This is a genomic window from Caulobacter sp. KR2-114 (assembly GCF_049446115.1).
Classification (GTDB): Bacteria; Pseudomonadota; Alphaproteobacteria; order Caulobacterales; family Caulobacteraceae; genus Acaudatibacter.
In genome coordinates, this window is the sequence record NZ_JBMSEC010000004.1 from 280,551 (window position 1) to 307,297 (window position 26,747).

At 71.0% G+C, this 26,747-nt stretch carries 29 protein-coding genes; 8 read left to right on the forward strand and 21 right to left on the reverse strand.

Annotated features, from left to right (window positions below; all coding sequences use genetic code 11):
* Window positions 1-38 precede the first annotated feature (38 nt).
* Window positions 39-863: a PfkB family carbohydrate kinase gene (locus tag ACO2Q3_RS16545; protein ID WP_423308469.1), complete on the forward strand. Its 825-nt coding sequence runs from the start codon at window positions 39-41 to the stop codon at window positions 861-863.
* Window positions 856-1,995 carry a serine hydrolase domain-containing protein gene (locus ACO2Q3_RS16550; protein WP_423308471.1) on the forward strand — a complete coding sequence of 380 codons (1,140 nt, stop codon included), beginning with the start codon at window positions 856-858 and terminating at the stop codon, window positions 1,993-1,995. The genes ACO2Q3_RS16545 and ACO2Q3_RS16550 overlap by 8 nt, the downstream gene beginning before the upstream one ends.
* A gap of 19 nt (window positions 1,996-2,014) precedes the next feature.
* Here the strand turns inward: ACO2Q3_RS16550 and ACO2Q3_RS16555 are convergent, their stop codons facing one another.
* From ACO2Q3_RS16555 to ACO2Q3_RS16565, 3 genes are all read right to left on the reverse strand, one after another.
* On the reverse strand, window positions 2,015-2,395 hold the full coding sequence (locus tag ACO2Q3_RS16555) for a PilZ domain-containing protein (RefSeq protein WP_423308473.1): 381 nt from the start codon (window positions 2,393-2,395) through the stop codon (window positions 2,015-2,017).
* Between the two features lie 170 nt (window positions 2,396-2,565).
* Window positions 2,566-3,492, reverse strand: a complete 927-nt coding sequence (rarD, locus tag ACO2Q3_RS16560; protein ID WP_423308475.1) for an EamA family transporter RarD — start codon at window positions 3,490-3,492, stop codon at window positions 2,566-2,568.
* On the reverse strand, window positions 3,489-4,520 hold the full coding sequence (locus ACO2Q3_RS16565; RefSeq protein ID WP_423308477.1) for an aspartate-semialdehyde dehydrogenase: 1,032 nt from the start codon (window positions 4,518-4,520) through the stop codon (window positions 3,489-3,491). The genes rarD and ACO2Q3_RS16565 overlap by 4 nt, the downstream gene beginning before the upstream one ends.
* A gap of 101 nt (window positions 4,521-4,621) precedes the next feature.
* Between ACO2Q3_RS16565 and ACO2Q3_RS16570 the strand changes: the two genes are divergently transcribed.
* Window positions 4,622-5,005 (forward strand): PaaI family thioesterase, encoded by a 384-nt coding sequence (locus tag ACO2Q3_RS16570; protein ID WP_423308479.1) that lies wholly within the window; start codon window positions 4,622-4,624, stop codon window positions 5,003-5,005.
* Between the two features lie 159 nt (window positions 5,006-5,164).
* Here ACO2Q3_RS16570 and ACO2Q3_RS16575 read toward each other — a convergent pair whose 3' ends face one another.
* From ACO2Q3_RS16575 to ACO2Q3_RS16605, 7 genes are all read right to left on the reverse strand, one after another.
* On the reverse strand, window positions 5,165-6,358 hold the full coding sequence (locus tag ACO2Q3_RS16575) for an MFS transporter (RefSeq protein WP_423308481.1): 1,194 nt from the start codon (window positions 6,356-6,358) through the stop codon (window positions 5,165-5,167).
* 3 nt (window positions 6,359-6,361) lie between these two features.
* Window positions 6,362-7,414 (reverse strand): 3-isopropylmalate dehydrogenase, encoded by a 1,053-nt coding sequence (gene leuB, locus ACO2Q3_RS16580; RefSeq protein ID WP_423308483.1) that lies wholly within the window; start codon window positions 7,412-7,414, stop codon window positions 6,362-6,364.
* A gap of 13 nt (window positions 7,415-7,427) precedes the next feature.
* Window positions 7,428-7,730, reverse strand: a complete 303-nt coding sequence (locus ACO2Q3_RS16585) for a putative quinol monooxygenase (protein WP_423308485.1) — start codon at window positions 7,728-7,730, stop codon at window positions 7,428-7,430.
* Window positions 7,727-8,341, reverse strand: coding sequence for a 3-isopropylmalate dehydratase small subunit (gene leuD / locus ACO2Q3_RS16590; RefSeq protein ID WP_423308487.1), 615 nt, complete (start codon window positions 8,339-8,341; stop codon window positions 7,727-7,729). Before leuD ends, ACO2Q3_RS16585 begins: the two co-directional genes overlap by 4 nt.
* Window positions 8,342-8,594: 253 nt before the next feature.
* Window positions 8,595-9,425, reverse strand: coding sequence for a VOC family protein (locus ACO2Q3_RS16595; protein WP_423308489.1), 831 nt, complete (start codon window positions 9,423-9,425; stop codon window positions 8,595-8,597).
* Window positions 9,426-9,517: 92 nt separating this feature from the next.
* On the reverse strand, window positions 9,518-9,745 hold the full coding sequence (locus tag ACO2Q3_RS16600) for a hypothetical protein (RefSeq protein WP_423308491.1): 228 nt from the start codon (window positions 9,743-9,745) through the stop codon (window positions 9,518-9,520).
* Between the two features lie 87 nt (window positions 9,746-9,832).
* Window positions 9,833-10,858 (reverse strand): NAD-dependent epimerase/dehydratase family protein, encoded by a 1,026-nt coding sequence (locus ACO2Q3_RS16605; protein ID WP_423308493.1) that lies wholly within the window; start codon window positions 10,856-10,858, stop codon window positions 9,833-9,835.
* A gap of 343 nt (window positions 10,859-11,201) precedes the next feature.
* Between ACO2Q3_RS16605 and ACO2Q3_RS16610 the strand changes: the two genes are divergently transcribed.
* Together ACO2Q3_RS16610 and ACO2Q3_RS16615 are read left to right on the forward strand one after the other, a co-directional pair.
* Window positions 11,202-13,085 carry a methyl-accepting chemotaxis protein gene (locus tag ACO2Q3_RS16610; protein ID WP_423308495.1) on the forward strand — a complete coding sequence of 628 codons (1,884 nt, stop codon included), beginning with the start codon at window positions 11,202-11,204 and terminating at the stop codon, window positions 13,083-13,085.
* A gap of 187 nt (window positions 13,086-13,272) precedes the next feature.
* Complete coding sequence (locus tag ACO2Q3_RS16615) at window positions 13,273-14,967, forward strand: OprO/OprP family phosphate-selective porin (protein ID WP_423308497.1); 1,695 nt, start codon at window positions 13,273-13,275, stop codon at window positions 14,965-14,967.
* Window positions 14,968-15,015: 48 nt separating this feature from the next.
* On the opposite strand, the gene ACO2Q3_RS16620 is transcribed toward ACO2Q3_RS16615, so the two are convergent.
* The 4 genes from ACO2Q3_RS16620 to leuC form a co-directional block, all read right to left on the reverse strand.
* Entirely contained in the window at window positions 15,016-15,522 is a 507-nt protein-coding gene (locus ACO2Q3_RS16620; RefSeq protein ID WP_423308499.1) for an NUDIX hydrolase, read from the reverse strand.
* Entirely contained in the window at window positions 15,510-16,517 is a 1,008-nt protein-coding gene (locus ACO2Q3_RS16625; RefSeq protein ID WP_423308501.1) for an inorganic phosphate transporter, read from the reverse strand. Before ACO2Q3_RS16625 ends, ACO2Q3_RS16620 begins: the two co-directional genes overlap by 13 nt.
* Window positions 16,518-16,524: 7 nt before the next feature.
* Window positions 16,525-17,163, reverse strand: a complete 639-nt coding sequence (locus tag ACO2Q3_RS16630; RefSeq protein WP_423308503.1) for a DUF47 domain-containing protein — start codon at window positions 17,161-17,163, stop codon at window positions 16,525-16,527.
* 94 nt (window positions 17,164-17,257) lie between these two features.
* Window positions 17,258-18,682, reverse strand: coding sequence for a 3-isopropylmalate dehydratase large subunit (leuC, locus tag ACO2Q3_RS16635; RefSeq protein ID WP_423308505.1), 1,425 nt, complete (start codon window positions 18,680-18,682; stop codon window positions 17,258-17,260).
* A gap of 73 nt (window positions 18,683-18,755) precedes the next feature.
* Between leuC and ACO2Q3_RS16640 the strand changes: the two genes are divergently transcribed.
* A complete protein-coding gene (locus tag ACO2Q3_RS16640; protein WP_423308507.1) occupies window positions 18,756-19,172 on the forward strand; it encodes a GFA family protein in 417 nt (138 codons plus the stop codon).
* A gap of 146 nt (window positions 19,173-19,318) precedes the next feature.
* On the opposite strand, the gene ACO2Q3_RS16645 is transcribed toward ACO2Q3_RS16640, so the two are convergent.
* Window positions 19,319-20,344, reverse strand: a complete 1,026-nt coding sequence (locus ACO2Q3_RS16645; protein ID WP_423308509.1) for an NAD-dependent epimerase/dehydratase family protein — start codon at window positions 20,342-20,344, stop codon at window positions 19,319-19,321.
* An 89-nt stretch (window positions 20,345-20,433) separates the two neighbouring features.
* On the opposite strand from ACO2Q3_RS16645, the gene ACO2Q3_RS16650 reads away from it, so the two are divergent.
* Window positions 20,434-21,339: a LysR family transcriptional regulator gene (locus ACO2Q3_RS16650; protein ID WP_423308511.1), complete on the forward strand. Its 906-nt coding sequence runs from the start codon at window positions 20,434-20,436 to the stop codon at window positions 21,337-21,339.
* A gap of 161 nt (window positions 21,340-21,500) precedes the next feature.
* Here the strand turns inward: ACO2Q3_RS16650 and ACO2Q3_RS16655 are convergent, their stop codons facing one another.
* Genes ACO2Q3_RS16655 through ACO2Q3_RS16675 form a run of 5 tightly spaced genes read right to left on the reverse strand, consistent with a single transcriptional unit; the run spans window position 21,501 to window position 23,705 of the window.
* Complete coding sequence (locus ACO2Q3_RS16655; protein ID WP_423308513.1) at window positions 21,501-21,899, reverse strand: DUF4180 domain-containing protein; 399 nt, start codon at window positions 21,897-21,899, stop codon at window positions 21,501-21,503.
* A 53-nt stretch (window positions 21,900-21,952) separates the two neighbouring features.
* Entirely contained in the window at window positions 21,953-22,354 is a 402-nt protein-coding gene (gene rplS / locus ACO2Q3_RS16660; protein WP_423308515.1) for a 50S ribosomal protein L19, read from the reverse strand.
* Window positions 22,355-22,381: 27 nt separating this feature from the next.
* Window positions 22,382-23,092, reverse strand: a complete 711-nt coding sequence (gene trmD, locus ACO2Q3_RS16665) for a tRNA (guanosine(37)-N1)-methyltransferase TrmD (protein ID WP_423308517.1) — start codon at window positions 23,090-23,092, stop codon at window positions 22,382-22,384.
* Between the two features lie 9 nt (window positions 23,093-23,101).
* Window positions 23,102-23,452, reverse strand: coding sequence for a PIN domain-containing protein (locus ACO2Q3_RS16670; RefSeq protein WP_423308519.1), 351 nt, complete (start codon window positions 23,450-23,452; stop codon window positions 23,102-23,104).
* Between the two features lie 10 nt (window positions 23,453-23,462).
* The gene (locus ACO2Q3_RS16675; protein ID WP_423308521.1) at window positions 23,463-23,705 is read right to left on the reverse strand and encodes a hypothetical protein; all 243 of its coding nucleotides are present in this window, start codon (window positions 23,703-23,705) and stop codon (window positions 23,463-23,465) included.
* Between the two features lie 117 nt (window positions 23,706-23,822).
* Here ACO2Q3_RS16675 and ACO2Q3_RS16680 point away from each other — a divergent pair, with 117 nt between their 5' ends.
* Entirely contained in the window at window positions 23,823-24,674 is an 852-nt protein-coding gene (locus tag ACO2Q3_RS16680) for an alpha/beta hydrolase (protein WP_423308523.1), read from the forward strand.
* Window positions 24,675-24,870: 196 nt separating this feature from the next.
* Here ACO2Q3_RS16680 and ACO2Q3_RS16685 read toward each other — a convergent pair whose 3' ends face one another.
* Window positions 24,871-26,715 (reverse strand): ABC transporter ATP-binding protein, encoded by a 1,845-nt coding sequence (locus ACO2Q3_RS16685; RefSeq protein ID WP_423308525.1) that lies wholly within the window; start codon window positions 26,713-26,715, stop codon window positions 24,871-24,873.
* Window positions 26,716-26,747: the final 32 nt, after the last annotated feature.

Genomic DNA, 26,747 nt, shown 5'->3' on the forward strand with positions numbered 1-26,747 from the left:
GCCCCCCTGGAATTGCGCCCTGGAGCGTCCGAGCATCCATGCCCGCCGTGCTGATCCTGTCGAGCTATGTCGCCGTCAGCCGCGTCGGCGGCGGCGCCCAGGCCCTGGCGCTGGCGCGGCTGGGCGTCGAGCCGATCCTGATCCCGACGGTGCTCTTTGGCCGCCATCCCGGCTGGGGACCACCCGGCGGCGCGCCGGTGGAGGCGGCGGTGATGCAGGCGATGCTTGAGGCCGTCGAGGCCCAGGGACGCTTCCGCGAGCTCGCCGCGGTGATCACCGGGCACTTCAGCACCCCCGAGCAGGTGGCCGTCGCCGCCCGCGCCCTGGACGCGGTGCGCGCGGCCAATCCCGACGCCGGCCTGGTGGTCGACCCGGTGATGGGCGACGAGGGCAAGGGACTCTATGTCAGCCCCGCCGTGGCCGACGCGCTGGTGGCCCAGCTGCTGCCACGCGCCGACCTGATCGCCCCGAACGCCTGGGAACTGGAGCGCCTGTCCGGCTGCAAGGTCACCGACCCCGCGAGCGCGGCCTTCGCCGCGCGCATCGTGCGCAAACCGACGCTGGTGTCCTCGGTCGTCGACGGCGGACAGCTGGGCGTGGTCTACGCCGACGCGGCCGGCGCGGTGGCCGCGCTGCACCCCCGCTCGGACAGCGCCCCCAACGGGACCGGGGACCTGCTGACCGCCCTGTTCACCGCCGGCCTGGCGCTGGATCTGGAGCCCAATGCGGCGCTGCTGTGCGCGGCCTCCGGCGTGGCCGAGGCGGTGGCGGCGGCCGGGGGGCTGGACGAGCTGCCGCTGCAGGCGTTCCCCAGCGTGCTGGGCGTGAGCCAGACCGTGCGCGTGGAGCTGATCGGTGGCTGAGCCCGGCGCCGACACGGTGCGCGGCGTCTGCCCGCCGCGGTTCGCCGCGGTCCGCCAGGCGTTCGAGGCGAACTTCGCCGAGGGAAGGGAAATGGGCGCCCGCTTCGCCCTGGCCATCGACGGCGAAATCGTCGTCGACCTGATGGGCGGCTGGGCCGACCGCGCCCAGACCCGGCCGTTCGACGAAACCACCCTGACGCCGGTGTTCTCGACCACCAAGGGCGTCGCCGCCCTGATGATCGCCCGGCTGGTGGGGCGCGATCGCCTGGCCTATTCGGACCGGGTCGCCGACCTGTGGCCCGAGTTCGCCCAGGCCGGCAAGGACCGGCTGACCGTCGAACAGGTGCTGTCGCACCAGGCCGGCCTGTGCGGCATCGTCGGGCCGATGGATCCCGTGGAATGGTATGACTGGCGCGCCATCTGCGCGCGGCTGGCGGCGATGCGGCCGCTATGGGAGCCGGGGACCGCCAGCGGTTATCACCCGGTGACCTTCGGCTACCTGGCCGGCGAGATCTTCCGGCGGGTGGATGGGCGCACCATCGGCCGGGCCCTGCGCGAGGACATCGCCGGACCCTTGGGCCTGGACCTCTGGATCGGCCTGCCCGAGAGCGAGGACGCGCGGGTCAGCGAGGTGCGCCGCCCGCCGGCCATGCCCGACCTGGGCGAGATCACCGAACCCAAGCGGCTGGCCTTCTTCAGCAAGTGGTCGCAGCCGGGGGGCCGCAACGACGCGGCCTGGCGGCGCGCCGAGATCCCCTCGGCCAACGGCCACGCCACGGCGCCGGCGCTGGCCCGGCTGTTCGCCGCCCTGGCCGGCAAGGGCCGGCTGGACGGGGTGCAGGTGCTGGCCGGCGACGAGGTGGAGAAGGCCGCGCGCATGCGCATCAGGGGGCAGGACCTGGTGCTGCCCTACGACATGGCCTGGGGCGCGGGTTTCATCCGCAACGAGGGGCTGGGCATCTATGGTCCGGGCCGCGAGGCGTTCGGCCATTCCGGCTGGGGCGGCTCGTGCGCCTTCGCCGACCCGGCGACCGGCGTCTCCGGCGCCTATGTGATGAACCGCCAGTCGGCGGAGCTGATCGACGACAGCCGCGCGCGGCGGCTGATCGAGGCGGCCTATACGGCGCTGTAGAGCGCGAGCGCCGGGGCGCTCAGACGGCGGACGGCTTTTGCACCCATTCCAGCCAGTGTCGGCGCAGGCCCATGTACTGGGCCTTGGTGGTGGTCTGGATGTCCTCGGCGTCGAGGAACTCCAGCCCGAACAGCGGCGAGCGGCTCCACATCCGGCGCGACAGGCGCACGACCCCCTCACGCATCACCAGCAGGGCCACCTCGTCCGGCAGGCCGATGGCCGAGGGCACGTGAACCTTCGCGCCGACCTCGGACAGGTCGCGGATCGTGCAGTCCATCACCAGCCCGTGGCCGTTGGTGAGCTTGCCGGCCAGGAACACGCGGTTGCGGCGGATGCCGCGCTTTTCCACGTACGGCGGAGGGTTGTCGGTGGACCGGCGGCCATAGAGGGAGGCGGACATCATCGGGCTCCAGGGCGGGACGGAGTTTCGGACGCCGGCGAACCCGTCCGCCGGGGCGTCCACAATCGACTCCAACCCTCAGTGAACGCCGTTACCTTTGGTTGCCGCGTGTTAATGTTGCGTAAGCCGTGCCAAAGTCTGCGCACTCAAAATGGGCGCAATCAAGGGTTTCAGGCGATGGCCGCCTCGCGCGCCAGCCGCCGTCCGGCGCGCCATGCCCCCAGGGCGAAGGCCGCCGCGCCGGCCCAGATGAACACGAACGACAGCGCCCTCAGCGGCGTCATCGGCTCGCCGGCGTAGAGGCCGACGAAGAAGCTCATGGTCGGGCCGATGAACTGCAGGAAGCCCACGGTCGACAGCGGCAGGCGCCGCGCCGCCCAGGCGAACAGCGCCAGGGGCACGACCGTGGCCGGACCGGTGACTGCCATCAGCAGGGTCGGGCCGACCCCGCGCCAGGCTATGCCGCCGCCCGCATGGTGCAGCCACACGACATAGATCAGCCCCGGGATCGACATCAGCACGCACTCGACGAACAGCCCGGTCTGGGCCTCGGCGCGCACCTGTTTGCGGATCACGCCATAGCCGCCGAAGCTGATCGCCAGCACCAGCGAGATCAGCGGCAGCTTGCCCACGGCCACGGTCTGTACCGCCACGCCGACCGCCGCCAGGGCGATGGCCACCAGGCCGAAGCGGTCGATCCGCTCGCGGAACATCATTGCGCCGACGGCCATGTTGAACAGCGGGATGATGTAGTAGCCGAGCGCCGCGTCCAGGGTCCGGCCGTTGCCGACCGCCCAGACGTAGGTCGACCAGTTGATGCCGATCAGCAGCGCCGAAACTGTCAGCAGCCCCAGGGTGCGCGGCTCGCGCAGCACCCGGCGCACCTCGCCCTGATGGCGCGCGAGGATCACCAGCCCCGCCGACCACGGCGCCGCCCACAGGGTGCGTTCGCCGAGGATCTCCCACGGCGTCGCGCCCGCATGGTTCATCAGCATGAAGAGGGCCGGCAGCAGCCCCCAGAAGATGTAGCACCCGATCCCCGCCGCTAATGCCTGGCGGGAGGTGTTCCCGTCGGGCGCCGCGGCGGCCCCGGTCAAGCCAGGACCTTGCGCCCGATCAGGCCACGTTCGTGCAGCAGCTCGGCGATCTGCACCGCATTGAGCGCCGCGCCCTTTCGCAGGTTGTCGGCCACCACCCAGAGGGACAGGCCGTGCTCGACCGTGGGGTCGTTGCGGATGCGCGAGACGAACACCGGAAACTCGCCCTGGGCTTCCTTGGGCGTGATGTAGCCGGTGGAATCGCGCTTATCGATCACCATCAGGCCGGGGGACTCGCGCAGGATGTCGCGCGCCTCGTCCTCGTCCAGCGGCGAGTGGAACTCGATGTTCACCGCCTCGGAGTGGCCGACCATCACCGGCACGCGCACGCAGGTGACCGTCAGCTTGATCGCCGGGTCGATCATCTTGTGCGTCTCGTTCCACATCTTGGCTTCCTCGTCGGTGTAGCCATCGTCGTTGAACGTGCCGATGTACGGAATGACGTTGAAGGCGATCTGCTTGGGGAACTTCTGCGGCTCGGACGGGCCCAGGACGAAGATGCCCTTGGTCTGGTCCCACAGCTCATCCATGCCTTCCTTGCCGGCGCCGGAGACCGACTGGTAGGTCGCCACCACCACCCGCTTGATCTTCGCCGCGTCGTGCAGCGGCTTCAGCGCCACCACCAGCTGGGCGGTGGAGCAGTTCGGATTGGCGATGATGTTCTTGCGATGGGCGTAGCTGACATCGTCCGGATTCACCTCCGGTACGATCAGCGGCACGTCCGGGTCCATGCGCCAGGCGGAGGAGTTGTCGATGACGATGGGGCCGGCGGCGCCGATCTTCGGCGCCCACTCCTTGGAGAACGACCCCGAGACGCTCATCAGCACCACGTCGACCGTGGAGAAGTCGAACTGCTCGACGTCCTCGCACTTGACCACGCCGTCCTTCCAGCCGACCTCGACGCCGATGGACTTGCGCGAGGCGATGGCGTGAATCTTGTCCACGGGGAATTCGAGTTCCTCGAGGATGTTCAGCATCTCGCGGCCCACGTTGCCCGTGGCGCCGACCACGGCGACCCGGTAACCCATCGCGCAACTCCTTCGAATGGCAGGCGGCTGACTTAGGCCCTGACGCCCGCCTAGGCAAGGCAAGCGCCAGAGACTCCAGACAAAACAGGAAGAAATCCAGCATGGCCGATACGGGGATGCCGTTCTCCAACCTGATGGGGGTCGAGATCGTCGAGCGGGACAAGGCCCGCGTGGTGGGTCGGCTGACGGTGCGCGAAGACCTGTGCACCGCCGGCTCGATCCTGCACGGCGGGGCGTACATGGCCTTCGCCGACGCCCTGGGGGCCATCGGCGGGGCGCTGAACCTGCAGCCGGGGTCATGGACCACCACTCTGGAAAGCAAGACCAACTTCCTGGGCAGCGCCAAGGTCGGGCAGACGATCACCGGCGAGGCGACGCCGCTGCACATCGGCCGCCGCTCCAGCGTCTGGCAGACCCGGGTGACGGGCGAGGACGGCCGCCTGCTGGCCCTGGTGATCCAGACCCAGATGACCGTCTCGGGCTAGGCGGGGCGCCCCCCCCTCTCCCTCTGTCATCCCGGAATCCGCGCAGCGGATATCCGGGACCGCGGCAGGCGCAAAGGCTTGCTACGGCCGGCCGTCGTCGGCGCTTCCGGCGGTCCCGGATGAGCGCTGGCGCGCTCTCCGGGATGACAGAGGAGAGACCTATTGGGCCTCCGCCGCCATCACCGGCTCGCGGTGGGTCAGGCGCAGCCAGGCGACCACCGCCAGGCCGGCCAGCAGCAGGCCTGCGCCCAGCCACAGGGCGCCGCGCACATCGCGGTCGCCCACCACGAAGGACGCCAGCCATGGGCCTAGCGCACCGCCCAGCAGCTGGGCGCCGGCGCTCTGCACCGCCGCCCGGCGCGAGGGATCCGCGTCGATGGTCATCGGCACCAGGAATGGGGCCAGAAAGATCGACGACAGGCCCAGCATGAAGTTGGCGGCGATGAACACCGTCGCGCTGGCCGTATGGCCGAAGGTCCACCACCCGGCCAGGGTCACGGCAGTGACCACCAGGAAGACGGCGAAATAGCGCACCCGCCCCGAGACCAGGGTGGCGGAGGCTCCCCCCAGCACCTGGCCGACCAGCGACACCCAGATCGCGGTGTGCGGCGTGTCGGCGGCAAGGCCCGCCTGGTCGGCCAGCGGTTCGAGGTAGACGCCGACCGCGCCGCCGGCCGACACATAGATCAGGGTGGCGAAGAGGGCGATCCAGCCGCGCAGCGGCGGCGCCCCGCCCTGCCCGGGCTCGGTGGCCAGGTCCGCCAGCCGGCTGGGGCCGAAGAGGGCGGCCGGGGCGGTCGCCAGGCTGGCCAGGGCGATGGCGACGAAGCCGCCGCTGGGGCCGAAGCGCGGCAGGATCCACACCGCGAACGCCAGCGCCAGCAGCAGCTGGGCCAGCACCTGGGCGGTGAAGAACACCCCGGCCCAGCGCTCGGGCGTCACGGTGCGGGCGATCATGCCCACGGTGATCCACAGCAGCAGGCCCTCGAGGGCGCCGGCCACGCCGCGCAGCACCATGATGGCGACGCCGCTGGCGCTCACGCCCGCCAGGTCGACGGCGGCCAGCGCCAGGCAGAGCACGACGCCGATCGCCTTCAGCCGCACCGGCTTCAGCGCCATGGCCGCCAGGGCGATGGTGACGCCCATGGTCAGCAACTCGGTCATCGCCGTCAGGCCGATGCCCGCGGCCGTCAGCCGGCCGGCGCGGACGAGGTCGCCCAGCAGCACGGGCACCACGCCCAGCACCAGCAGGGAATTGACGCCCAGGGCGATGCAGACCCCGGCTTCCACGCCGGTGAGGGCGGGACCGACCGCCTCGTGAACCAGATGGTCGCCCGGTTCACCGTCGGCCAAGGCTCAGATCCCGGCCAGGACGGCGTCACCCATCTGGGCGGTGGTCAGCTTGCCGCCGAGATCGGGGGTGCGCGCGCCGCCATCGAGGGCGGCGGTCACCGCCGCCGACAACCGCCCGGCCAGGTCGTGCAGGCCGAACGACCAGCGCAGCGCCATCTCGAACGACAGGATCGCCGCCAGCGGATTGGCCACGCCCTTGCCGGCGATGTCCGGCGCCGAGCCGTGGATCGGTTCGTAGAGGCCGGGCATGCCCGGCGCGCCGATCGCCGCCGAAGGCAGCATGCCCAGCGAGCCGGTCAGCTGCGCCGCCTCGTCCGACAGCACGTCGCCGAACAGGTTGTCGGTGACCAGCACGTCGAACTGGCGCGGGTTCTTGACGATCTGCATGGCGGCGTTGTCGGCCAGGATGTGGATCAGCTCGACGTCGGGATACTCGCGGGCGTGCAGGGCGGTGACCACTTCGCGCCACAGCAGCCCTGTCTCCATGACGTTGGACTTCTCGGCCGAGTGCACCTTGTTGCGCCGCTTGCGCGCCAGGTCGAAGGCCACCCGCGACACCCGTTCGATCTCGCTGGTGGTGTAGACCTGGGTGTCGACGCCGCGCTTCTGCCCGTCAGGCAGCACCTCGATACCGCGCGGCTGGCCGAAGTAGACCCCGCCGGTCAGCTCGCGGACGATCATGATGTCCAGCCCCTCGACCACCTCGCGCTTCAGCGTCGAGGCGTCGGCCAGGGCCGGGAAGCACAGGGCCGGACGCAGGTTGGCGAACACCTGCATGCCCGAGCGCAGGCGCAGCAGGCCGGTCTCGGGGCGCATCGGCCGCGGCACGCCATCCCACTTCGGCCCGCCGACGGCGCCCATCAGCACCGCGTCGGAAGCCTTGGCCGCCTCGAGCGTCTCGTCGCTCAGCGGCGTGCCCAGGGTGTCGACGCTGATCCCGCCGAACGGTCGCTCGTCGACCGTGATCTGCGGGGCAAGCTTCTCGGCCACGCGCCGAACCTGGGCGGTGACCTCGGGACCGATCCCGTCGCCGGGCAGGAGGAGAAGCTTGGGCATGCGCGAAACCTGGCTAGATGGAACGTTCGGAGGCGACCTCGTAGGCGAGAAGCCGCCGGTCGGAAACCCCGAAGCTGGGCCAGGCGGCGCGCCAGGCCTTCATGTGCTCGGAGGCGAAGTGGGCGTCGATCGCCGCCTGGTCGCGCCAGACCTCGAACACCCGCACCAGGCCCGGCTCGGCGATGTCCTCGGCGTAGCTGTACTCGAGGCAACCCGGCTCGGCCCGGCTGGCGGTCAGCATGGCGTCCATATGCGGGCGCGCGGCGGCCAGGTTCTGCGGCGGCACGCGCACCGTGCCGGCGATGATCACGCTCACGCGGCGGGCTCCAGCCACGGCTGGCTGAGCGCCTTGCGGTGCTCGAAGGTGTCGATGGCGGGCGCCGCCTGCAGGGTCTCGCCGATGGCGTCCAGGCCCTTGAGCAGCTTCTCCTTGCGGCCCGGGTCGATCTCGAAGCGGAACGCCGCGCCCGAGGGGGCGGTCACGGTCTGGCTCTCCAGATCCACCGAGAACACGTGGTTGCCGCCCTTGGCCTCGCCCATCAGGGCGCGCACCTGGTCGGCCGGCAGGGCGACCGGCAGCAGGCCGTTCTGGAAGCAGTTGTTGTAGAAGATGTCCGCGAAGCTGGGGGCCACGACGCAGCGCACGCCGTAGTCCAGCAGCGCCCACGGCGCATGCTCGCGCGACGAGCCGCAGCCGAAGTTGTCGCCGGCGATCAGCACCCCGGCGCCGGCGTAGCGCGGATCGTTCAACACGAAGTCCGGTTTCGGCGCCCCGGCCTCGTCGAAGCGCAGGTCGTAGAACAGCCCCTTGCCCAGGCCCTCGCGCTCCACGGTCTTGAGGAACTGCTTGGGGATGATCTGGTCGGTGTCGAGGTTGTCGATGTCGAGCGGCGCGGCCTTGGCGTCGAGGCGGATGAAGGGCTGCATGGCGTGACGTCCGAAATTCGGGGGCGCGGGAGGGCCGCGCGCGGTGGGTGATCGCCTAGCGCCTGGATGCGCCCGCGCGCAACGATTATCCGCCGATCCCCCCACCCTGGCTGTCATCCCGGACGGAGCGCAGCGAAGATCCGGGACCGCCAAGACACCGGCAATCGCCGATGGAAGGATCAGCGCTTCTGGCGGTCCCGGATATGGGCTGACGCCCATTCCGGGATGACAGCAGATAGGGGAAGGGCGGCGTTCAGTCCTCCGCGTCCTGGTCGGCGGCCAGGATCAGCGACGGCGCCCCGGCGACGCCGCTGCGCACGGTGAACACCGCGGTGCCCGGCTTGCGGCCCTTGCGCACCTCGGAGACGTCGAACCCGGCCGACGCCAGCCGCTCGCGCGCCGCCATCGGGTTGGCCACCCGCCAGGCCAGGCCCGACAGCCGGTCCGGCGCGTCGCTGGGCGGCTCCTTCAGGCTGGCCCCGATCTCCACCACCGCCGCGCCACAGCGGAAGAACAGCAGCCGCGAGCCCCAGTCGGGATTGGAGCGGTCGAGGCGGAAGTCCAGGCCCAGCCGGGCGCCGTAGAGCGCGATGGCGCGGTCCGCGTTCGGGGTGTTGATCACCACGTGGTCCAGGGCGTGCACGCAGTCCTCGTCGAAGGCCGGCGGGATGCGCGGGGCGCTGGCGCGCTCGGCCAGGGCGATGGGCACCCCGTGCGAGGCTTCCGGCTCCAGGAACGCCAGGCGCCAGGCGTCGGTCGACAGGAGATCGGCCGGGTTGCGCGTGGGCGCGCCGCGCCGCGCCAGCACCCGCCGGGTCTCGTCCAGGTCGGGGACCTGGAAGGCCAGGCCCCACAGGCCCTCGCCGCCGGACGCCAGCCTCGCGCGCACCCGGTCGCCGCTTTCGCCGATCCCGTCCGGCTGCACCAGGTCGAGCGCCATGTTCGACAGCTGGAACCAGGCATGCCGGGCGCCGGCCGCCTCCTCGCGCCAGTCCGGCGCACGGCCCAGCAGGGCCTCGTAGGCGGGCGCGGCGAGGTCCAGGTCCTTCACCGCGACGGCGACGTGGTCGAGGCCGATGATCATGGGCGGACAGTCACTCGCAGCTGAAGAGGCGCCTAGGCTTGAAGCCGGCGCAGGTCTCCCGTCAAGCCTGCCCCGCCCTCCAGCCCGCCGCGTCAGCCGTGCGGATGCTGCTGGTGGGCCAGCCGCCGCTGCTCCATCTCGTGCTTGTGCGCCAGGTGGTGGCCGATGGCGCAGCCCGCCGCCGCGCCCAGCACGGCATGGTGATGCGCATAGTGTCCGGCCACGCCGCCGACGATCGCGCCCTTGATGCAGCCCTTGGCGGAGGCGGCGCCGGCGGTGAGGGCCAGGGCCGCGGCCAGGCAGAGGGTGAGGGTCTTCACGGCGATCTCCGAGCGCCCGCACGCCGGGCCAGGCCCGTGTAACGCGGGACGGGCGCGGAAGCTCCAGCGTACGCGCAGGCGTGTCGCCTAGACGATTCCCTGGGCCACCAGGCTGTTGGCGCAGTCGAGCACGGTGTCCTTCAGCGGCCGCGGCGCCCAGCCCAGCAGGCTCTGCGCCTTCTGCGAGGAATAGTCGTGCTTGTAGCCGAGGCTCGGCGTGACCGAGGCCAGTTCCTTGTCGAAGATGCCGGCGATGCGCAGCACGAAGTCGGGAACCTTGCGGGTCGGGACCTTGGCCGCCTTGGCGCCCATCTCGGCGCGCAGGATCGTCGCCAGATCGGCCATCCAGGCATAGTTGGCGGCGGCGATGAAGCGCTGCCCGGCCGCCGCGGGATGGGTCATGGCGCGGATGTGCAGATCGGCCACGTCGCGGGCGTCGACGATGTTGAAGCCCAGCCGCGGCAGGCCCGGCACCCGGCCGTTCAGCAGCCGCTCGACCACCTGCACGGACTCCGAGAAGTCGCGGCTGAGCACCGGGCCCAGCACCAGGGCCGGGTTGACCGTGGCCAGGGTGGTGGACCCGCCCTCCGCCCCGATCAGCTCCCACGCGGCCCGCTCGGCCAGGGTCTTGGACTGGGAATAGGCGTTGACGCCCTTTTCGGTGGGGTCGGTCCAGTCGGTTTCGTCGGCCAGGCTGTCGCCCGGCTGCTGGCCCTTGCTGGTGGCGGCCACCGACGAGGTCATCACCACCCGCTTGGCGCCGGCGCGGATGGCGGCGCGGATCGCCCGCCTGGCGCCCTCGCGCGCCGGGGTGATCAGTTCGTTCGGGTCCTTGGGCTCGGCGACGCCCAGCGGCGAGGCCACGTGCAGCACGTATTCGGAGCCTTCCGCCGCCGCGTCCCAGCCGGCGTCCGACATCAGATCGGCGGCGTGAAAGCTGAGCCGGTTGCCAGGATCGACCACCCGGCCCAGCGCCGCGCGCACCTCGCCCTCGCGGCTGAGGCTGCGCACCGTGGCGCGGACGTTCCAGCCCTGCTGCAGCAGGCCGATCACGCACCAGCCGCCGATATAGCCCGACCCGCCGGTGACCAGCACCGTCCCCTGACCGCTCATGCCCAGTCCCTCCAATGTTGACGCTGATAAGATCGTGTTTCCGTCAGACGCGGAAGAGGGTTTCTGAAAAAGATGCTCGCCGAGTGGTAGCCGTCCAGGCGCGGGTCGCGGCGGCGTCCCTCGTTTAGGTCAAATATTCGTCGGGCATCGACAACGGGTTTCGAGATGGCCCCATCGAGCCCTCAGGTCAGATCTTATGACGTAGTACCCGATCCGGGTATCCACGCGCCATTCTTGAGTAATGCGACCCGATGTCCGCGTCGGGCTTAACGCCGCCTTAGCCAGACTCCGGCGTTCTGTCGCGCACAATCAAAGTACTCACGCATTGTACGAGGGGGCAGGCATGGAACGGGGACGCAAGGGGGCGGCGGGCCCGATCGAGCGGCTGGTGGCGGGGGCGCTGATCGGCCTGGTGCTGGCGTCGGCCGGGGGCGCGGCGCTGAACGCGACCCTCGCCGCCAGGATCGACGCCCAGCGGGCGGCCCAGCGGCGCGCCGCCGCAGCCGAGCAGACGTCTTTGCGGGCCCTGATCGCCCGCCAGAAGCAGGTCGAGATCGACGTGATCCAGGTGCAGCAGTTCCTGACCGACGTGTCGGCGACCCGCGGCCAGTCGGGCCTGGACGACGGCTGGGGCGAGGCCGAGCGCTATGCCGCCGCGTTCCGGCGCGACAGCGCCGAGGCTCGCCGCCTGGCCACAGCCCTCGGCGCCCAGCCCCTGGCGGCCGCGCTGGACGGCGTCGCCGGCCGCTTCGACGGCTATTACACGGCCGGCCAGACCATGGCGCACGCCTATGTGACCGGCGGCCCGGAGGCGGGCAACGCCATCATGCCGACCTTCGACAAGGAGGCCGAGGCCATGACCACCGCGGTCGGCGCCGCAGAGGCGGCGGTGGACGCCGCCGCCGCCCAGGCGGCGCAGCGCGAGGCGGCGCGCGACGCCGCTCTGGCGCGGCAGGAGACGATCTCCCTGGCGGTGACGGTGGCCGCGGCCGTGGTGGCCGCGGGGGCGGCCCTGTGGGTGGCGGCGATGCTGCGCCGCCGGGTGATCCGGCCCCTGGCCCGGCTGTCGGACTACATGACGGTGCTGGCCGACGGCCGCTACGACGAGGCGGTCCCACAGGTCGGCGGCCGCGACGAACTGGGCGCCATGACCCGCGCCATCGCCGTGTTCCGCGAGGCGGCCATCGAGCGCCGCGACACCCGCCTGGCCCGCGAACGCGAACAGGCGGCCGACCTCGCCGCCCAGGCCGAGCGTGACGCCGAGCGCCAGGCGCGCGACGCCGAGCGACGCCAGGTGGTCGACGCCCTGGCGCAGGGCCTGCACCGGCTGGCCGAAGGCGACGTCGCCTTCCGCGTCGAGGCGGAACTCGCCGCCGACTACCGGGTGCTGCAGACCGACTTCAACGCCGCCTCGGCCCGCCTGCAGTCGGTGCTCTGGCGCGTGGACGACGCCTCCTCGGCCGTCGGCCGCGGCGCGGCGGAGATCGCCACCGCCGCCGACGAACTGGCGCGCCGCACCGAACGCCAGGCCGCCAGCCTGGAGGAGACCGCCGCCGCCCTCGACCAGATCACCGCCACCGTGCGCCAGACCGCCGACAGCGCCGGCCAGGCGCGCAAGGTGGTGGACGCCACCTACGGCGACGGCGCCCAGACCGAGACCGTGCTCGGCTCGGCCCTGGAGGCGGTGGGCGAGATCGAGGCCTCGTCAAGCCAGATCGGCCAGATCGTCGGGGTGATCGACGAGATCGCCTTCCAGACCAACCTGCTGGCCCTCAACGCCGGGGTCGAGGCCGCCCGGGCGGGCGAGGCGGGCCGCGGTTTCGCGGTGGTGGCCTCGGAAGTGCGCGCCCTGGCCCAGCGCTCCGCCGAGGCGGCCAAGGAGATCAAGGGCCTGATCGGCGCCTCGTCGCAGAAGGTCGCGCACGGCGTGGCCATGGTCGGCGAGACCGAGCAGGCCCTCAAGCGGATCCTGCAGCGCGTGCAGGAGATGGCCCAGATCGTCACCTCGATCAGCCTGTCGGCCCAGGAGCAGGCCCGCGCCCTGGCCGAGGTCAATGCGGCGGTGAACGACATGGATCGGGTGACCCAGCAGAACGCCGCCATGGTCGAGCAGACCACCGCCGCGGCGCATGCGCTGAAGGGTCAGTACGGCCTGCTGTCGCAGGAGGTGGCCAACTTCGCCCTCGGCGACCGCCCCCCGGTAGCGGCGCGTGTCCGCGCCGCCTGAGGCCGGCCCCTGATGCGGGGGTGGCCCAGCGATGGCGGTCTGTGAGACTGGAGCGGTTGCCCGCCGCGACAGATTGTCCGCCTTCGCACAATCTTCGCATGGTTAAGCTGCGAGAAAGATCGGGAATCTAGGCGTGGCCCCCTGGCCGGCGCGCGCGAGCGGCGCCGGCGACGAGGGACCCTTGAAGATGTCTGCGAACCTTTCCCGGCGCCTGGCGCGCCTCTCCGGCCTGGCCCTGTTGCTGGCCGGCGCCTCCACCCCCGCCCTGGCCGCCGGCCGCCCCGATGCGCGCGATGCGAAGATCGAAGCGCTGGAGGCCCAGGTTCAGCAGCTGGTGGCCGACCACCAGAAGCTGGCGGCCGAGGACCAGCAGCTGATGGCCCAGGCCCAGGCGCTGGCCGCCGAGGTCGAGGCGCTGAAACAGGGCCAGGCGGCCCAGGCGCAATCCGTGCAGAGCGTGCAGGTCGCCCAGGCCAAGGACGAGGCCCGGGCCGCGGCGGCCGCCAAGCCCTCGCCGTCCTCCGTCGTCACCACCCTCGCCGCCGGCCGGCCGATCTGGAGCACGGCGGACGGACGCTTCACCACGTCGGTGCACGCCATCCTGCAGATGGACGCCGGGCTCTACAGCCAGGCGGCGGCGGGGCCGATCGCCACCGACCTGCGCCGCAGCGGTCCGGCCGTCGGCGCCAGCGCCGGCAATGTCGACCTGGCCCACGCCCGCGACCTGAAGGACGGGGTCGACTTTCGCCGCGCCCGCCTGGGCGTCGACGGTACGGCCTTCGGCGACTGGGACTATCGCCTGATCTTCGACTTCGGCGGCTCGGGCGTGGAGAATGCCGGCCAGCTCTACGAGGGCTGGGTCCAGTACTCGGGTCTGAAGCCGGTGAAGGTGCGCGTCGGCGCCTTCTCGCCGTCGATCGGCCTTGAGGACCAGGCCTCGACCAACTCAATGCCCTTCCTGGAGCGTTCGGCGGCCGAGGACATCGCCCGCGGCCTTGCCGCCGGCGACACCCGGATCAACGCCGAGGTGTTCGCCAATGGCCCGCACTGGCTGGTCTCCGGTGCGATCACCGGCCGCACCGTCGGTGTGCTGAGCACCGGCACGGCCACCCCCACGGCCCAGACCTTCGGCGACCCGCTGGGCTTCGTCGGCCGCGTGGCGGCGACCCCGCTGCATGGCTCGGACTGGCTGGTGCACCTGGGCGCCCACGGCAGCTATGTGGATCATCCGGCCGACGCCAGCGGCGTCGGAACCAACGGCCTGACCCCGGCCAGCAGCTATACCGTCGCCTTCTCCAACACCCAGGAGCTGCGTGTCGACGGGACCAAGCTGATCAACACCGGCGCCCTGACCGCCGACCACGCCTCCACCGCCGGCCTCGAGCTGGCCGCGCAGAAGGGGCCGTTCCTGCTGCAGAGCGAGTACGAGCACTTCGCCATCGCCCGCGCCGACGGCGTCGCCAGCCCGCACTTCCACGGCTGGTACGTCGAGGGGCTGTGGATGCTGAGCGGCGAGGCGCGCAAGTACAACGCCCAGACGGCCGCCTTCGACGCCCCGCCGGTCGCCCGGCCGTTCAGCCTGAAGGACGGGACCTGGGGCGCCTGGGAGATGGGCGTGCGCTATTCCGACATGGACCTGAACTATCGCCAGGGTCTGGCGGGGACCGCGCCGGCGGCGGACGCCGTGCGCGGCGGCGAGGAGCAGAACCTGTCCGCCGGCCTGAACTGGTGGCCCAATCCGCTGGTGCGCTTCATGTTCGACTACCAGCACGTGCGCATCAGCCGCCTGTCGCCGAACGCCGCCCTCTACCAGACCCCCACCGGCGCCCAGATCGGCCAGAGCTACGACACCGTCTCGGTGCGCTCGCAGTTCGCGTTCTGAGGCGGCGGGGCGGCGGGGCCCACATCGGCCGCCGACGAAGCCTCGGCGTCAGCGCCGCAGGCCGAAGAACGCCTGGTCCATCCAGCGGCCCATGCGGGCGACGGCCGGCAGCACGCCGGTGGCGTTGGCATGGCCGAACTGGCGGATCAGCTTCTTCAGGTCGGGCTCCGCCACCAGGGCGGTGGCCTGCTGGTAGCCGAACCAGTGCAGCTGACGCTCGCCCTGCTCCTTCCAGGACTGCGCCTGGTAGGAGACCCGCAGGGGGAACACGATCACCTGCACCGGCACGCTCGCGCCGCCCTTCAGCGCCTTCACGTAGCGATACGATCCCAGGGGGCTGGGTTCGATCTCGCCGATGATGCCGGCTTCCTCGCCGGCCTCGCGCGCGGCCGCCTCGTGCGGGCGCAGGCCCTTCATCGGCCAGCCCTTGGGCAGCACCCAGCGGCGCGTCTCGCGCGAGGTGATCAGCAGCACCTCCAGCCGGCGGTCGGCGAGGCGGTAGGGCAGGGCCGCGTACTGGATGCCGACGGCCTTGGCCTTCTTCACGGCAGCCACCACCCGCCGAGCCAGTAGCAGGCCGCGCCGATCAGGGCCGCCGCGGGCATGGTCACCACCCAGGCGACGACGATGCTGCGCGCCACGCCCCAGCGCACGGCGCTGGTCCGCCGCGCGGCGCCGACGCCGACGATGGCGCCGGTGATGGTGTGGGTGGTGGAGACCGGCACGCCGAGATGGGTGAAGGCATAGAGGGCGATGGCGCCGCCGGTCTCGGCGCAGAACCCCTGCATGGGCGTGAGCCTGGTGATCTTGGAACCCATGGTGTGCACGATGCGCCAGCCGCCGAACAGGGTGCCGAGCGCCATGGCCGCCTGGCACGACAGCACGACCCAGAGTGGCACATTGAAGGCCCCGTGTCGCCCACCGTGCGCGTAGAGCAGCACGGCGATGATCCCCATGGTCTTCTGCGCGTCGTTGCCGCCGTGGCCCAGGGAATAGGCCGCGGCGGAGATGAACTGCAGGATCCGGAACACCCGGTCCACCGCCGCCGGCCGCATGCGCACGAACAGCCACGACACGGCCGCCACCATGATCAGGGCCAGGAAGAAGCCGAGGGCCGGGGAGACGACGATGCCGCCGGCGGTCTTCAGCGCGCCGGCCAGCACGATCACCGAGGGCCCGGCCTTGGCCAGTCCCGCGCCGATCAGGCCGCCAACCAGGGCGTGCGACGACGACGAGGGAATGCCGGCCAGCCAGGTGATCACGTTCCAGGCGATGGCCCCCATCAGGGCGCCGAAGATCAGCCGGTCGCTGACCGCCGAGACCTGCACGATGCCGGCGCCGACGGTGTGCGCCACGTTCAGGCCAAAGAACAGGAAGGCGATGAAGTTGAACCCCGCCGCCCACAGCACTGCATAGCGCGGCCGCAACACGCGGGTTGAGACGATGGTGGCGATGGAGTTGGCGGCGTCGTGCAGGCCGTTCAGGAAGTCGAACAGCAGGGCGACGCCGACCAGCAGCACCAGGGTCGTCGAGGCGAAGGAATCCCCCATCGACGCCTCAGAGATGCTCGATGAGGATGCCGCTGATCACGTTCGCCACGTCCTCGAAGCGGTCGATCACCTTTTCCAGGTGGTCGAACAGGTCGGCGCCGACGATGAAGTCCATCGGCCGCTCCTGGCTGCGACGGAACAGCGCCTTCATGCCGGCGTCGTAGATCTCGTCCGAACGGGTCTCGATCCGGGTCACCGCCTCGGTGATGGCGTTGAGCCGGGTGGCGTTGCGGCCGAGGTCGCCCAGCAGTTCGGTGGCCTCCACGGTCAGGTACGCCGCCTGGATCGCCAGGTCCCCCAGCTCGCGCATCTCCGGCGCGAAGTCGGTGACGCCGAACAGGATGATCGACTTGGCGGTCTTCTGCATCTGGTCGATGGCGTCGTCGAGCGACGTGGTCAGGTCGCGGATGTCGCTGCGGTCGAACGGGGTGATCAGGGTCCGCCGGATCGCCAGCAGCACCTTGCGGGTGACGTCGTCCGCGGCGTCCTCGTAGCGCATCACCTCGGCGCAGGCCTTGGCGACCCCATCGCCGCCGGCCAGCACGTCGCGCAGCGCCTGCGCGCCCTTCACCAGCAGCTGGGCGTGCTCGACGAAGTGATCGAAGAAGCGCTCTTCGCGTGGCAGCAGCGCCTGAAACCACCGCATACGGATCTCCCCTCAGGAGACCCGGCATACCCACTGAGGCCGCGTCGCTCCAGCGGTTTCGCCGGCCAGGCTCCCCGTCCTGGCGAACAGCCGCCTAGAGGTAGTCGCGCACGTCGGCGATATGGCCGGCGAAGGCGGCGGCGGCGGCCATGGCCGGGCTCATCAGATGGGTGCGCCCGCCGCGACCCTGGCGGCCCTCGAAGTTGCGGTTCGAGGTGGAGGCGCAGCGCTCGCCCGGGGCCAGGCGGTCAGGGTTCATCCCCAGGCACATCGAACAGCCCGGTTCGCGCCAGTCGAAGCCGGCGTCGCGGAACACGACGTCCAGCCCTTCGGCCTCGGCCTGTTCCTTCACCAGGCCGGAGCCCGGCACCACCATGGCGCTGACGTGCGCGGCCACCTTCTGGCCCCGCTCGAGGGCGGTGCGGGCGATGGCGGCGGCGGCGCGCAGGTCCTCAATGCGGCTGTTGGTGCACGAGCCGATGAACACCCGGTCGACCCGCGCCTCGGCGATCGGCTGGCCGGGCGTCAGACCCATATAGTCCAGCGCCCGCTGGATCTGGGCGGCGCGGTGGGCCTCGAACTGCGCCGGATCGGGCACGCGCCCGTCGATCGCCACCACGTCTTCCGGACTGGTGCCCCAGGTGACGGTGGGAACGATCTTCGACACGTCGATGGCGATCTCACGATCGAACCTGGCGTCCGGGTCCGAGAAGAAGCTCTTCCAAGAGGCCAGGGCCATCTCCCAGGCGCCGCCCTTGGGCGCGGCGGGGCGGCCCATGACATAGGCGAAGGTGGTCTCGTCCGGCGCCACCAGGCCGGCCCGGGCGCCGCCCTCGATGGTCATGTTGCAGAGCGTCATGCGCTCTTCCATCGACAGCGCCGCGATCGCCTCGCCGGCGTATTCGATGACGTAGCCGGTGCCGCCGGAGGTGCCGATCTCGCCGATCATCGCCAGGGCGAAGTCCTTGGCCCCGACGCCGGGGACCGGCTTGCCGGTGAAGGTCACCCGCATGTTCTTCGACTTCAGCTGGCGCAGGGTCTGGGTGGCCAGCACATGCTCGACCTCGGACGTGCCGATGCCCTGGGCCAGGGCCCCGAAGGCGCCGTGGGTCGAGGTGTGGCTGTCGCCGCAGACCACCGTCATGCCCGGCTGCGTGCGGCCCTGTTCCGGGCCCACCACGTGGACGATGCCGTTGCGCGGATCGCCCATCGGAAAGAACTGGATGCCGTTGTCCCTGACATTGCGCTCCAGGGTCTGCAGTTGCAGCCGCGCCTCCTCGTCGGCCACGGCGCCGACGCCCTTGGCCTGGCCCTCGGTCGGCACGTTGTGGTCGGCCACGGCCAGGGTGCGGTCCGGCCGGCGCACCGGACGATGCGCAGCGCGAAGCCCCGCGAAGGCCTGCGGCGTGGTCACCTCGTGGATCAGGTGCAGGTCGATATAGAGGATGGTCTCGCCGTTCGGGTCGACGTCGACCACGTGGGCGTCCCAGATCTTGTCGTAGAGGGTCTTGCCGGACATGGCCGGCGATGTAAGGGACCCATCCGGCGCCGTCCAGTTTTCCGGCGCACAAATCGGTGGGTGCGCGATGGGCGTGGCGACGGCGCAGGCCGATTCCGAAGCGGTTCGCGAGGGCGGCTGCCTGTGCGGCGCGGTGCGCTTCAGCGCGCGGGGCGCGCCCATCAACGTGCGCGTCTGCCACTGCCGCCTGTGCCAGAGGGCCACCGGCCAGCCGTTCTTCGCCCGGGCGCTGTACGTCGAGGACGCCGTGGCGGTCACCGGCGAGACCGCGCGCTTCGCCTCGTCCGAGGCCCTCTGGCGGGTGTTCTGCCCCGCCTGCGGAACCCGCCTGTTCGCCCACCGCCCAAGCGCCGGCCGCATCTCGGTGGGACTGGGGGCCTTCGACGATCCCAACGCCTTGAGCCCCGACTGCCACATGTTCGTGACGCACAAGCTCGGATGGCTGAAACTGGACGACGGCCTGCCGCAGTTCGAGGGGCTGGCGCCCTAGCGGCGCCAAGCTGGAGCCCCCATCCCCGCCTCCGGCGGTGCTTCCCCCAGAGGGGGAAGAGAACGGAAGCCGGGCCCAACTCTCTTCCCCCTTTGGGGGAAGTACCCGCGAAGCGGGGGAAGGGGGCTCCAGCGGAGCGCCCTCGCTCAGGCCATCACTGGCCGGGCCCCCGCCACGGGCGCCGCCTCGTCCAGGCAGCCCATGTCCGACAGGGTCGCGCGCACGGCCGCGTCGAGCGGGGTGTGCGGCTCCTCGCCCAGGAAGGCGACCAGCTTGGCGTTGGAGAGGGCGATGGGCTTGCGCCACAGGTAGCGCATCTCGATCAGCTCGCGGAACAGCTCGACGAATGGCGCCAGCGCATAGATCAACGGGTAGGGGAAGGCGGTGATCGGCAGGCGCGGCTGGCCGGTGACCCGGCGCACGGACTCCGCCAGGCCCTGGGCGCCGCCCAGCACATGGCCGCGGGCGTGGAACACCTCGAACGGCGCCAGGTCGACCTCGCGCTCCAGCAACCGGGCGGTCGTCTCGGCCAGGTCCGGCAGGTAGGCGAAGGCGTGGGCGACGTCCGCAGGCCCGGGGGCCTGCACCGCCGTCACCCGGCCCTTGCGCCGGCTGAACAGCCAGCTGTGGATCCCGTTGGGCGAGGCGGGGCCGAAGAAGTCGCCGGCGCGGACGATCAGCACCCGGGCCCCCGCCTGGGTGGCGGCGCGCAGGGACGCCTCCATCTCCACGCGGATCGCGCCCTTGCGCGTGACCGGCCGCTGCGGCGCGTCCTCGGCGATCGCCTCGCCGGCGTCGGGGGCGAAGTTGTAGACGTTGCCGGGGAACACGATGCGCGCGCCCACCGCCTTGGCGGCGGCGATGGTGTTGGCCAGCATCGGCACGGCCAGCCCGCGCCAGTTCTTGTAGCCGGGAGGGTTGGCGGCGTGGACGATGACGTCGCAGCCCCTGGCCGCAGCCAGCACGTCGGCGCCGGTCATGGCGTCGCCGGCGATCCAGTCGACCGGCATGCGCTGGCCGGCCTTGCGGGCGGCGGCGACCGGGTCGCGCGCCAGGGCGCGGACGGTCCAGCCGCGCTTGACCAGGGCGGCCAGGACGTGGCCGCCGAAGTTGCCGGTGGCGCCGATGATCAGGGCGGTCCTGGCGGCGGGGGTGGGGAGGGTGTCGGGCATCGGAAGAGCTCCAGTGGATGGCCAGACCCTGCGCCACCCGCCCGCTATTCGGAATTGTCGAAAGCCGTGCCGTCGATATACAATTCTGCATGACTGGCGCCGCGCCCGACTGGTCGCTGTACCGCACCTTCCTGGCCGTGATGGAGGAAGGCAGCCTGTCGGCGGCCGCGCGCGCCCTGGGCATCGCCCAGCCCACCGTCGGCCGGCACATCGAGGCTCTGGAGCTGGCGCTGGGCGGCGACGCCCTGTTCACCCGCTCGCCCGGCGGCCTGATGCCCACCGAGGCGGCGCTGGCCCTGCGCCCTCACGCCCAGGCGATGGCCGCCGCCGCCGAGGCGCTGGTGCGCACAGCGTCCGGCGCGGCCGAGGCGGCGGCGGGGACGGTGCGGGTGACGGCCAGCGAGATCATGGGCGCCGAGGTGCTGCCGCCGATCCTCACCGACTTCCACGAGGCGCACCCGCAGGTCTCGATCGAGCTCGCCCTGTCCAACCGCAACGAGGACCTGCTGCGGCGCGAGGCCGACATCGCCGTGCGCATGGCGCGGCCCACCCAGGAGGCGCTGCTGGCCCGGCGCATCGGCCTGGTTTGGGTGGGGCTGTTCGCCCACCGCCGCTACCTGCAGCGGCACGGCGAGCCCCAGGCCATGGACGATCCCGGCCAGGTCGCCGTCGGCTTCGACCGTGATGCGTCGATCCCCAAGTCGGTGGCTTCGCTGGGCCTGCCCCCCGCCCGGCAGTTCTTCGCCTTCCGCTCGGACAGCGACCTGGCGCAGCTGTCGGCGGTGCGGGCCGGGTTCGGCATCGGCGGCTGCATGTTCGGCCTGGCCGCGCGCGATCCCAACCTCGTCCACGTGCTGAAGGGCACGCGTTTTTCCATGGAGATGTGGGTGGTGATGCACGAGGACCTGAAGGCCAGCCGGCGCATGCGGCTGATGTTCGACCATCTGGTCGAGGGCCTGACCGCCTACGCCGCCACCAGCCAGCCGCCGGCGTGAGACGGAGAATCGGTTAGGATTTCGGCAAGAAAGGTGAACGTTGCGCGCTGCGCCGTTCCGCCGCACCGGCCGCGATGCGTTGCGCCACAAGGGGTTGTCCGGAACAGGCCGGGAACGCAGTTCCTAACCCTTATGGTTAATGAAAGGTTAACGGCGCCTGTTTATCCAGCCGCGCCCAGCCGCGCTTCCAGCTCGGCCAGATCGGCGACGAACAGCACCACGCCGCGGCGATTGGACTCGGCGATGAAGGCGCGCAGCGCCTCGCTGCGCAGCGCATCGGCGGGGATCTCGCCGACCACGGCGAAGCCCAGGCGATAGTTGGTGGTCTTCTGCAGGATCGCGCCGGCGAGGCCGGTCTTCAGGTCGAAGAAGGCGGGGGACAGCCGCCCGACGGGGACGGCGATCGTGTCGGCCCCGGCGCCCAGCGCCTCGCCCACCAGATCGGTCGCGTCCCGTTCGCTGGCGACCGGCGCGCCCGGCGCGCTAACGTCAAGGCCGGCCGCCAGCAGAACGCGGCGACCGGCCAGGTCGATGACTTGGAAGTCGGGGGTGTCGCTCATGGGGCCTCTCCCTCGGGCGCGCTGGCCCGTAAGGAAAGGCGCCCGGCCGCGGACTATTCTTCGGTTTCGGCGTCGATGCGATCGCCGGCGCCGGCGGCGCGTTCGGCGATGCGGGCCGACTTACCGCGACGGTCGCGCAGGTAGTACAGCTTGGCCCGGCGCACGGCGCCGCGGCGGCGCACTTCGATGCTCTCGATCATCGGGCTCATTACCGGGAACACCCGCTCGACGCCTTCGCCGAAGCTGATCTTGCGGACGGTGAAGTTCTCCATCAGGCCCGCGCCGGAGCGGCCGATACAGACGCCTTCGTAGGCCTGCACGCGCTCGCGTTCGCCTTCCTTGATGCGCACGTTCACGCGGACGGTGTCGCCCGGCTGGAACGACGGGATCTTCTTGCCGGCGAGGAGACGCTGGGCCTCTTCCTTCTCGAGCTCGGCGATGATGTTGGCAGCCATCTCAAAATTCCTTTTCCGTACTGGGCTTTAATCGCCCTTTGCCTGTTGATTGGCGAGATGCGCCGCCCAGAGGTCCGGACGCCGTTCCCGCGTAGCGATCTCCCTCTGGGCCTTGCGCCATTTGGCCACCTCAGCGTGGTGGCCCGACAGCAGCACCTCGGGGATTTCCCGGCCTTCGAACGTCCGCGGCCTTGTGAACTGCGGATGCTCGAGGAGACCGTCCTCGAAACTCTCTTCACTCAAGCTCCCGGCCTCGCCCAACACACCGGGCACAAGCCGTACGCACGCCTCGACGGCCACCATGGCGGCCGCCTCGCCCCCGGCGAGGACAGCGTCCCCGACGGAGATTTCCTCGAACCCGCGGGCGTCGAGCACCCGCTGGTCCACCCCCTCGAACCGGCCGCACAGCACCACAAGACCAGGGGCCTTGGACCACTCGCGGACCCGCGCCTGGGTCAGGGGGCGACCCCGGGCGCTCATGTACAAAAGCGGCCGCCCCGCCACGTCCACGCTGTCCAGCGCAGAGGCGATCACGTCCGCCCGCAATACCTGCCCCGGGCCACCCCCGGCAGGGGTGTCGTCGAGGAAGCCGCGCTTATCCTTGGAAAACCCCCGAATGTCCAGTGTTTCCAATCGCCACAGGTCCTTCTCCCGCCAGGCCGTCCCGATCAGCGAGACGCCCAGCGGCCCGGGAAAGGCCTCGGGGAACATGGTCAGGATGGTGGCGGTGAAGGGCATGGCGGCTGCCTATAGCGCCAGTTTCAATCCACACCAGCGCTGGAAGTGCCGATAGTCGCGATCGCGGGTGATCAGGGGGACGTCTGCATCGATGCAGCATTGGGCGATCAGGCTGTCGGCCAACGCCGCCTTCAATCCCTCGATCCGGACGGCGCGTCGAGATCGGCCGGCGCGTTCCCAGAAGCCGGGGCTGATATCGAGGAGCGGCACACCGGCCAATAGCGGCTCGATCTGTGACGCATCCGGCTTCGACAGCAGCTCGCTGACGACGGGAGGCGGCAACCACAATTCTCCGTCCGATATGGCGCGATCAATACGCACGACGTCGTCGCCGACATCGCCAGAGAGAAAGGCGACCATGCTGCTGGTGTCAGCCGCGATCAATGACGTTGCCGTGTTCGTCGAATTCCCGGTCCCGACGAAGGTCTTCCAGGTCGAAGTCGTCGAATGTGATCTTGCCCCGCGCCTCCAGCATGCGCCGGTAGAAGCCCTGGTGCGCCAGTTTTTCCAGGGCCTGACGCAAGGTCTCGGTAACGCCCTCGCCCGTGTACGCCTGGGCGGCCGCCAGCAGTTCGGCCGGCACGAAGGCGGTGATCTTTCGGAGCTCGCTCATACGGCAGATGGTGCCATATCACGGCGCCAGCATCAATCACGACCTCGCCGCGCCGCCCACGCTCGACGTCGCCGCCAGAGACCCGTACCAAACCAGAAAATTGCAGGAGGAACACCCATGGCCATCACCGAGACCCGTTTCCGCTACGAAGGCGCCGATGGGGCGGGGCTGGCGGGGTTCGTCTGGCGGGGCGAGGCCCAACCCAAGGCGGTGCTGCAACTGGCGCACGGCGCCGGGGAGCACGCCGGCCGCTACAAGGAGCCGCTGCAGCCGATCGTCGACGCCGGCTATGTGATCTACACCGCCGACCATCGCGGTCATGGCCTCACCTCCGGGATGACCAGCCTGGGCGATTTCGGCCCCGGCGGAGCGCCGGCGGCGGTGGACGACATGGCGGTCTTGAGCCGCAGGGCCCGGGCCGAGAACCCGGAGCTGCCGCTGATCCTGATGGGCCACTCGATGGGGGCGATGTTCTCCCAGGCCTACATCCTGGACCATTCGAACCTGATCGACGCCCTGGTGCTGTCGGGCACCACCGGGCCGGGGCCGCGTCCCGCCGGCGGCCCCAACAGCGGCTACGCCAACCCGCGCACCGAATACGACTGGCTGTCGCGCGACGAGGCCGAGGTCGACAAGTATATCGCCGACCCGTTCTGCGGCATCCGCTTCAAGCCGGAGTCCATGGCCAGCTTCATGGCCCTGCGCGAACGCGACATGGGCCCTAAGGCCCTGGCCAGGATCAAGCCCGGCCTGCCGATCTACGTCTTCGTCGGCGACGAGGACCCGATCAACCAGAAGCTCGCCGGCCTGACGCCGCTGGTCGAGGCCTACCGCGCCGCCGGCCTGAAGGTGGACCTGAAGGTCTACCCCGGCGGCCGCCACGAGATGCTGAACGAGACCAACCGCGCGGAGGTGGTGCGCGACCTGCTGGCCTGGCTGGACAAGACGGTGGGGCGGCTGGCGCGGTGAACATCAGCGCTCGAGCAGGTGGCCGTGCGCCCCCTCCACCATTCGGCTGCTAGCCGAATGGTCCCCCTCCCCCGCTTCGCTACGCTACGCATGGGAGGAGAAGAGGCGGCGCCGCTTCACTCCTCCCCCGCCAACGAGCGGGGGAGGGGGACCGGCGCGCTACCAGCGCGACGGTGGTGGGGGCGCAAGGCCGTCGCTAGAAGCTCGCCCGGCTGGCGTAGAGCGCGGCGTAGGCCCCGCCCGCCGCCAGCAGCGCCTCGTGGGTCCCTTGCTCGGCCACACCCTGGTCGGTGAGCACGACGATGCGGTCGGCGTGGCGCACGGTGGACAGGCGGTGGGCGATCACCAGGGTGGTGCGGCCCCGCGCGAGGGTGTGCAGCGCCGCCTGCACCGCCCGCTCGCTGTCGTTGTCGAGGGCGCTGGTGGCCTCGTCGAAGATCAGGATCGGCGGGTCCTTGAGGAACACCCGGGCGATGGTCAGCCGCTGCTTCTGGCCGCCCGACAGCTTCACCCCGCGCTGGCCGATGTCGGTGTCGTAGCCGTCCGGCAGGCCCATGATGAAGTCGTGCGCGTGGGCGTGTTTCGCCGCCCGCACGATGTCGTCGAGGCTGGCGTCCGGCCGGCCGTAGCGCAGGTTCTCGGCCACCGTGCCGGCGAACAGGTAGACGTCCTGCTGCACCAGCCCGATGGCCTGGCGCAGCGACGCCAGGGTCACGCCCCGCACGTCCTGGCCGTCGATCAGCACCTGGCCCGAGGTCGCCTCGTAGAACCGCGGGACCAGGGAGCACAGGGTGGTCTTGCCGACCCCGGAATAGCCGATCAGGGCGACGAACTCCCCGGCCGCCACCTCCAGGCTGAACCGGTCCAGCACGCGGCGGCCGCCCGGCTGGTAGGCGAACGAGACGTCGCGGAACGCGATCGCCCCCTTCACGTCCCGCAGCGGCCGGGCGCCGGGCAGGTCGCCGATGTCCGGCGTCAGCTCCATCACCTCCATGAAGCGATGGAATCCGGTCAGGCCTTCCTGCGACAGGCGGGCGATGTTCACCACCCGGCCGATCGGGTCGACCAGGATGGCGACGCACAGCAGGTAGGTGACCAGGTCCGCAACGCTCAGCGCCGCATGGGTGATGTGCGCCGCGCCGATCACCACCACCGTCACCGTGATCAGCTGGGCGAAGGTGGCGAGGCCCACGGAGAAGTACGCCTCGCTGCGGTAGCCGTGCCGGCGGGTGTCGAGGAAGCGGCCGTTCTCGTCGGCGAAGCGGCGGTTCTCCAGCGCCTCGTTGGCGAAGGCCTTGACCACGCGGATGCCGAGAAGGGCGTCCTCGACCCGCTCGTTGATCGCCCCGATCCGCGCCTTGGCCTGGCGCAGGGCCGCATGCATCCGTCCGGAGAAGAACAGGGCATAGGCGCCGGCGAACGGCACGGCAGCGAGGATCAGCACGGTCAGAGGCGCATCCAGCCAGAGCATCAGGCTCACCGCGCCGGCGAACTTCAGCACCGCGATGGCCAGATCCTCCGGCCCGTGGTGATAGAGCTCGGAGATGTTGAACAGGTCGCCGGTCAGGCGGCTCATCAGCTGGCCGACCCGCTGCTGGTCGTGGAAGCCGAAGCTGAGCTTCTGGTAGTGCTCGAACAGGTCCTGGCGAAGGGCGGCCTCCATCCTCGCCCCCATCATGTGGCCCTGGTAGTCGACGAAGATGTTGGCCAGGGCCTGCACCGCCAGCAGGCCCAGCATCAGCGCGCCGACCCCATAGATGTCGGCCATCAGCGCCGGCGTCGCATGGCCCGCCGAAAGCCGTCGCACGACGACGTTGGCGCACAGCGGCAGCGCCAGGGCCGTGGCCGAGACCAGGATGGCGCAGGCAAGGTCGGCCGCCAGCAACGCCAGGTGCGGCCGGTAGTACGAGAGCAATCGCGCCAGGCGCGGCCCGCTCAGGCGGGGCGCGGCGGCGGCCTCAGATGTGGCTTTGAGGGAAAGGTTGGCTTCAGACGGTCCTGGCGCGCGATCGACGGGCGCCTCCGGATAGGGCGTAGACATTCAGCTTCATGTCCTGGGTGGAAACGACGGGC